At 63.8% G+C, this 821-nt stretch carries 1 protein-coding gene; it reads left to right on the top strand.

Features of this window, described 5'->3' with window-relative positions; all coding sequences use genetic code 11:
- Positions 1–821 (top strand): beta-ketoacyl synthase N-terminal-like domain-containing protein (locus VT50_RS36950; RefSeq protein WP_143645343.1); only part of this gene is annotated, 821 nt, incomplete at both ends.

Consider the following 821-nt stretch of genomic DNA (forward strand, 5'->3'; position numbering starts at 1 on the left):
GGTACGGGTAATGCGGCGAGTGTGATTTCGGGGCGGTTGGCGTACACGTTTGGTCTTGAGGGGCCGACGATTACGGTGGATACGGCGTGTTCGTCGTCGTTGGTGGCGTTGCATCTGGCGGTGCAGGCGTTGCGGGCGGGTGAGTGCTCGTTGGCGTTGGCCGGTGGTGTGACGGTGATGGCGACTCCGGCGGCGTTTGTGGAGTTCAGTCGGCAGCGGGGGTTGGCTGTTGATGGGCGGTGCAAGGCGTTTTCGGTGGATGCGGATGGTACGGGGTGGTCTGAGGGTGCGGGGATGCTGTTGGTGGAGCGGTTGTCGGATGCGCGGCGGAATGGGCATCCGGTGTTGGCGGTGGTGCGTGGTAGTGCGATTAATCAGGATGGTGCGTCGAATGGGTTGACGGCGCCGAATGGTCCGTCGCAGCAGCGGGTGATTCGTCAGGCGTTGGCGAATGCGGGTCTGTCGGCGTCTGAGGTGGATGCGGTGGAGGCGCATGGCACGGGTACCAGTCTTGGGGATCCGATTGAGGCGCAGGCGCTGATGGCCACCTATGGTCAGGAGCGTGGGGTTGAGCGGCCGTTGTTGTTGGGTTCGATTAAGTCGAATATGGGTCATACGCAGGCTGCGGCTGGTGTGGCGGGCATTATCAAGGTGGTGATGTCGATGCGGCATGGGGTGTTGCCGCGTACGTTGTATGTGGAGCAGCCGTCGCCGCATGTGGACTGGTCTGCGGGTGCGGTGTCGTTGTTGCAGGAGTCGGTGGAGTGGCCGGAGTCGGGTCGTCCCCGGCGGGCTGCGGTCTCGTCGTTCGGCTTCAGCGG

The organism is Streptomyces antioxidans, from assembly GCF_000968685.2.
Classification (GTDB): Bacteria; Actinomycetota; Actinomycetes; order Streptomycetales; family Streptomycetaceae; genus Streptomyces; species Streptomyces antioxidans.